5 protein-coding genes are annotated in these 6,344 nt (G+C 42.8%); all 5 read left to right on the top strand.

The genetic code is table 11. The annotated features are described in order from the left end of the window. Window positions 1-174 precede the first annotated feature (174 nt). The 5 genes from ptsP (at window position 175) to FYJ57_RS14560 (ending at window position 6,073) form a co-directional block, all read left to right on the top strand. On the top strand, window positions 175-1,809 hold the full coding sequence (gene ptsP, locus FYJ57_RS14585) for a phosphoenolpyruvate--protein phosphotransferase (protein ID WP_154433212.1): 1,635 nt from the start codon (window positions 175-177) through the stop codon (window positions 1,807-1,809). Between the two features lie 888 nt (window positions 1,810-2,697). Continuing rightward, complete coding sequence (locus FYJ57_RS14575; RefSeq protein WP_154433211.1) at window positions 2,698-3,210, top strand: hypothetical protein; 513 nt, start codon at window positions 2,698-2,700, stop codon at window positions 3,208-3,210. After that, window positions 3,207-4,769, top strand: a complete 1,563-nt coding sequence (locus FYJ57_RS14570) for a PAS domain-containing hybrid sensor histidine kinase/response regulator family protein (protein ID WP_154433210.1) — start codon at window positions 3,207-3,209, stop codon at window positions 4,767-4,769. The genes FYJ57_RS14575 and FYJ57_RS14570 overlap by 4 nt, the downstream gene beginning before the upstream one ends. Before the next feature lie 310 nt (window positions 4,770-5,079). Further along, window positions 5,080-5,805: a nitroreductase family protein gene (locus FYJ57_RS14565; protein WP_154433209.1), complete on the top strand. Its 726-nt coding sequence runs from the start codon at window positions 5,080-5,082 to the stop codon at window positions 5,803-5,805. 13 nt (window positions 5,806-5,818) lie between these two features. Beyond that, complete coding sequence (locus tag FYJ57_RS14560) at window positions 5,819-6,073, top strand: hypothetical protein (RefSeq protein WP_154433208.1); 255 nt, start codon at window positions 5,819-5,821, stop codon at window positions 6,071-6,073. Window positions 6,074-6,344: the final 271 nt, after the last annotated feature.

Genomic DNA, 6,344 nt, shown 5'->3' with positions numbered 1-6,344 from the left:
AGATAATTGAACTCTATTTTTCTTAGGGCGTGCCATAATAATAACCTCCATAGACATATTTTATCATCTATGGCAATTATATCAAGAAAAGAACATTAATTCAAATATCAACGTGTCAGTACACTAGTTACCGATACAGAAAGTAAGAGAGAGAAAAGTATGAGGGGGCACAGGATGCAGGGATATAGTGGAAAGAGTGTATTTGGCGGCATCGCCATCGGAAAGATCAGTGTATACAAGAAAAATGAGCAGCAGGTAAAGCGGGTTCGGACAGAAGATACCAAAGGAGAATTGGCGCGTTATGAGGCAGCCAAGGCAGCAGCGGTAGAACAGCTTCAGGAACTGTATCAGAAAGCGTTAAAAGAAGTGGGCGAAGCAAATGCGGCGATCTTTGAGATCCACCAGAAGATGCTGGATGACGGGGATTATAACGAATCTGTGGAAAATATCATCGAGACGCAGAAGGTCAACGCGGAGTATGCAGTAGCTGTGACCGGCGATAATTTTGCACAGATGTTCCGGGCGATGGATGACGATTATATGAGAGAACGTGCGGCGGATGTGAAAGATATCTCCGAACGAGTGCTTTCGATATTAAATGGCGGACAGAAGGGAAAGGTGGTCACGGATGAACCGGTGATCATCGTTGCGGATGATCTGGCTCCGTCAGAGACGGTACAGCTGGAAAAAGATATGGTGCTTTCTTTTGTCACGGTTCACGGTTCGGTGAACTCCCATACCGCGATCCTTGCAAGAACCATGGCGATCCCGGCACTGATCGGAACGGAAGAACTGCCGCTTGACGACACGGTTGACGGAAAACTGGCGGTGGTAGACGGACTGAATGGAAAGATCTATGTGGAGCCGGATGCACAGACACTGGAAGAGATGAAGAAACGCCGGCAGGCAGAGCTGGAGAAGAAAGAACTGCTGCAGCTTTTAAAAGGAAAAGATAATGTTACGCTGGACGGAAAGAAGATCATGCTGTATGCTAATATAGGAAATATTAAAGATCTTGCAACTGTAATACAGAATGATGCCGGCGGAATCGGGCTGTTCCGGAGTGAGTTTATTTATCTGGAAAAAGATCGGTATCCGACCGAGGAAGAACAGTTCAGTATCTATAAGACGGCAGTGGAGACGATGGCAGGAAAACGGGTGATCATCCGTACACTGGATATCGGGGCAGACAAGCAGTGTGAGTATTTTAAGATGGATAAAGAGGAGAATCCGGCGCTGGGGTATCGTGCGATCCGGATCTGCCTGACCCGTCCGGAAATCTTCAAAACACAGCTTCGTGCGCTGTTCCGTGCGAGTGCCTACGGCAATCTGGCAATCATGTATCCGATGATCACAAGCCTGTGGGAAGTGAAAAGAATCAAAGAGATCGTGGAAGAAGTGAAGGCAGAACTGACCGCAGAGCAGCTGGAATTCGGCAATCCGCAGCAGGGTATCATGATCGAGACTCCTGCAGCGGTTATGATGAGCGGGGAACTGGCAAAAGAGGTGGATTTCTTCAGTATCGGAACCAATGATCTGACCCAGTACACGCTGGCAATCGACCGGCAGAATCCGAAGCTGGATAAGTTTTACGATGCCCATCATCCGGCAGTGCTTTCCATGATCCGTATGACGGTGGAAAATGCACACAAAGCAGGTATCTGGGCAGGTATCTGCGGTGAACTGGGAGCGGACACCAGCCTGACAAAAGAATTTCTGGCAATGGGCGTGGACGAGCTGTCGGTATCACCGGGAAGTATTCTTCCGATCCGTAAGATCATTCTGGAGACAGATACAGAAAACAGGTAACTGGTGATTCTCACAGATCGGAGGCCGCCGGAGAGCTTTGGGGCGGTCAGGAATATTAAGGTTGTGGGGGAGTAAATGGGCGAACGGATGAACGGACGAACCCTGGCTCCTCACATAGAAAATCAGACACCCGCTGGTAACGCACAGCTGAGCTAAGCATTAACTGCAACTAAGACTCTCGCGAGAGCGCTCGATCCTAAGTTTCCGTAAATGCTGGATCTCATCTGTGCTAAGGGCACCAGCAAAAGGGTGTCTGATTTTCTGTATGCCTATCCTGTTTTCTGTGTATTGGAAAAATGAGAGTAAGTAGAAAAGTATTGAAAAGTGGGGCCTGCAATCTATGCAGAGATGGTTTATAATCGTTGGCAGAAAAAGAAAATTCTTCGGGGCGGGGTGTAATTCCCCAGCTCAATATTCCTTGATTTTAAAAGGTTTGTTAAAGTATAGAAAAGGTGTTTACACCAAATTTACACCAAATTGCATAAGAAAATCATAAAACTCTCATAATCAGTTGATTATGAGAGTTTTTTGTAGTGCGCCTTGCGGCGCACGTTTCGTTTGCGCGCCATGGGCGCGCTCTCGCAGGTAAAAGTCCTGAACATGCCCAGGTAGTGGGAAATGTATAGCTGAACAGCAAGGACATCCCCATATTGTCAACTATCTCCACTCACCCCACTCTTTTTCAGTACATTTACTGAATTGCTATTCTCCCGACTTCCTGGCTTGCCATATAGCTGAAAAATCATGAAATGTTCCTGTTTTTTCACCTACATATACTACCGATGAGCGTGTAAATTTCCATTCTACAATGTAAAAACTCTTTGTTGACGGATATATTTGGATAAGGATATAATCTGTATCAGAGAATTTACAGGGAGATAAATAAACATGAGTCAGGATATTATTAATAATCGTTTTTTGGAAGAGTCGGTATTTGCTATTGCCGATGGATACTGCGTGATCAATCTCACAAAGAGTATTGTACGTGGTTCCATGTATCAGGTAGTTAATGGAAAAAAATATAATCTGAATGAACAATTAGGTTTGCCGGAAAATTCAAGCTTACAGAGTCTGGTAGATGCATGGGCATTGACCATACCTGAGGAAGGTCTTAAAGATTTTCTGCACGAGTTTGACAGAGAACGATTATTAAATCGGTTTGAAAATGGCGAACGTCATATATCGTTCCGATACTGGACCAGGACTGCTACTTTTGAGCCCATGCTTGCAGAAGATCACATGGCTCTGTACCGTGAAGAGAAAACTGGAGATGTCATTGCAGTTAATTATGTTCTTGACCGTACAGAACATTATCGCTTAGAGGAAAAAGAGCGGCACTGGAAAAATCAAACAGAGAGTATGCGAAGCTTCTGGAAGAAGAGAAAAAGCATACGGCTATGATCGAGGAATTGACAAAGAAACTGCAAAGTCAGTTGGAGTTGTTTACCGTATCCATCCCTGGCGGCGTCAAAATCAGTAATGATGACCCGGAATACTCTTTCAAATATGTTTCAGAACAATTTGCAAATATGCTCGGTTACGCAACACCAAAGGAACTGTTGGACGCTTCTGGCGGTAATATTATCGGCCTTGCTCATCCAGATGACGTGAAGGTCGGACTTGCAGATGCATTAAATCAATATACTCATTCCGATCATTATGCTACTATTTACCGGATACGCTGTAAGGATGGTACATACAAATACATCGAAGATCGCGGACAGAAAGTAATAAAGGAAGACGGAACCATTGAACATTGGAATCTCATGCTGGATAAAAATGACTTCATGCACAAATCAATTGCCTTGGAAAGTGAAAAGAAAGCAAATAAAAGCAAGTCTGATTTTCTCTCCAGGATGTCTCACGATATGAGAACCCCGCTGAATGGAATTATCGGATTGCTGAAGATTGCTGAGCAACATTTTGATGACAGGGAATTGGTCCTGGAAAATTTCAGAAAAATGCAGGTAGCTGCAGATTATCTATTGTCTCTTATTAACGATATCCTTCAGATGAGCAAAATTGAAGATGGAAATGTACCTCTGACGCAGGAAATCATCAACTTTGAGGAATTAAGCCAGGATGTTCTGACTATCATAGAACATCGGGCAAAAGACAGAGGAATTCAGATGCAGTTCTGTTCAAAAAAAGAAGGGCTTCGATATCCTTTTATTTATGAAAGTCCGTTGCATTTAAGACAGATATTTCTTAATATTTATGGAAATTGTATTAAGTATAACCGAATTGGCGGCAAGATAAGAACTGTATCAGATTATACAGAAGCTGTTGACGGAATTACGACATATGAGTGGACCATAACTGATACTGGCATTGGTATGAGCAGGGAATACCAGGAGCATATATTTGAGCCGTTTTCGCAGGAAAGAGAGGATGCAAGAAGTACACAGCAGGGAATTGGACTGGGAATGGCGATTGTAAAAGGTCTGATTGAAAAGATGGGTGGAACTATTGAAGTTAAAAGCGAAGAAGGCATTGGCTCAACCTTTATCATCAGGATTCCGTTTAAACTTGCTCCCGCACCAGATACAGCAAAGAAAACAGCGGCACAGATGGATATCAGCGGATTAAACTTATTGCTGGTGGAGGATAATGAACTGAATGCAGAAACTGCAGAAACGCTGTTGTCTGATGAAGGTGCAAATCTGACAGTTGCAAGAGATGGATTGCAGGCGGTCAGAATGTTCCAGGAGAAACCGGAAGGTTATTTTGACGCAATTCTGATGGATATCATGATGCCTGTAATGGATGGGATTACTGCGACAAAAACAATCCGGTCACTGAAACATCCAGATGCTGAGACGATCCCGATTATTGCCATGACAGCAAATGCATTCAGAGAAGATAAAGAAAAGTGTCTGGCAGCAGGAATGAATGCTCACTTGGCAAAGCCTATAAAAATTGAAAACATAAAGAGAATTTTGTGTGAATATTGTGTGTAGTGGTTGCAACTTTTCAAATCTGTATACCCATTTTTCAGCAGAGGGGTATAATAATTTTACAGAAAGTATTGCACCTCAGAGTCTTCGTTAAGCTTTATGAAAGCAGGCTAAAAAATCGTTAAACGGTTGTTTTTATTGGATTAAGGGCGAAAAAAGTATCATCATTCAGTAAGAAACAATGAGAATTGTGGAAGAAAATCCAGCACTGCGGATACTATCACCTTGCACTTGCAAGTACTAACATTTATAATGAAAAATATGAAATTTATAAGACAGAAAGTAATGCAAAAGGAAGGCGGGATAGTAAAGAATGAATGAAATTATAGAAAGTTTATACAACAGAAAATCAGTGAGAGTATATGAAGAAAAAGCAATCCCAAACGAGATGAAGAATGTGATTTTAGAGGCAGCTATGCAGGCTCCGACAGCAGGATGTCAGCAGTTATATACAATTTTGGATATTACAGATCAAAATTTAAAAGAAGCACTTGCAGAAAGCTGCGACCACCAGCCATTTATTGCAAAGGCACCGATGGTTCTGGTGTTCTGTGCAGATTGTAAGAAGTGGTATGATGCTTATCTGGAAGCAGGGTGCAAACCAAGAAAACCGGATGTAGGAGATTTGATGCTTGCGGTAACAGATACAGCCATTGCGGCACAGAATGCAGTGGTAGCAGCAGAAAGCTTTGGCATTGGTTCCTGTTATATTGGCGACATTATGGAGAATTGCGAAGAGCAGAGAAAACTCTTACAATTGCCAGAATATGTATTTCCGGCAGTTATGATAGTATTTGGCTGGCCTACAAAGCAACAAATGAAGCGTAAAAAACCAGAACGGTGTGAACAGAAACATATTGTGCATGAGAATACATATCGTAATATGGAGGGGGATGAATTGCGAGAGATGTTAGCATATAAGTGTAAAAACAGCACCTACGAAGAGTGGTGCAGTGCATTTTGTAATCGAAAGTATAATTCAGACTTTTCGAAGGAAATGAGCAAATCAGTAACAGAATATTTGGAGCAGTTTAGATAAGGTGCCGTTTAGGATGTCATTTAGGGACGGGTTTTTCTGGCTTTTTTTGACCTCGCAGGATAAAAATTGGGAAGGTGAAAAGTTTCACTTTCCCAATTTTTTTAATATGTGCGCCTTGCGGCGCACGCTTCGTTTGCGCGCCATGGGCGCGCTCTCGCAGGTGAAAGTCGTGTGTTCTGCAAGCTGTTATCAGCTTGCCAGTGAAAGTCTGGTCAAGGTAATCGCCAGTGAGCCTTGTAGCGAGCCGCCAATGCTTTTGGGTGACTGATTGTGTTGAAGCGAGGTATGCCTGTGAGAAACAGGTGCAAAATAACAGTCCGTACACGATATCTTCTTGCAAACTCTGCAAAAGCACGAATACGGGGCTTATCGAGCATACATCCGGTGAAAGGAAATTCAGAACATTCCCAACGAGTGTGTGAAACTTTTTCTGTAAAATAGTATTTAGAAGGTTCTTCTATGATAAAATAAAATCATAGGAGGGCCTTTTATTATGGCAAGACAAAAGAAACCTGTACACAGAGTACAAATGACAGAAG

The organism is Oliverpabstia intestinalis (genome assembly GCF_009696065.1).
Taxonomy (GTDB): Bacteria; Bacillota; Clostridia; order Lachnospirales; family Lachnospiraceae; genus Oliverpabstia; species Oliverpabstia intestinalis.
This window is presented reverse-complemented; position numbering and strand designations above follow the sequence as displayed.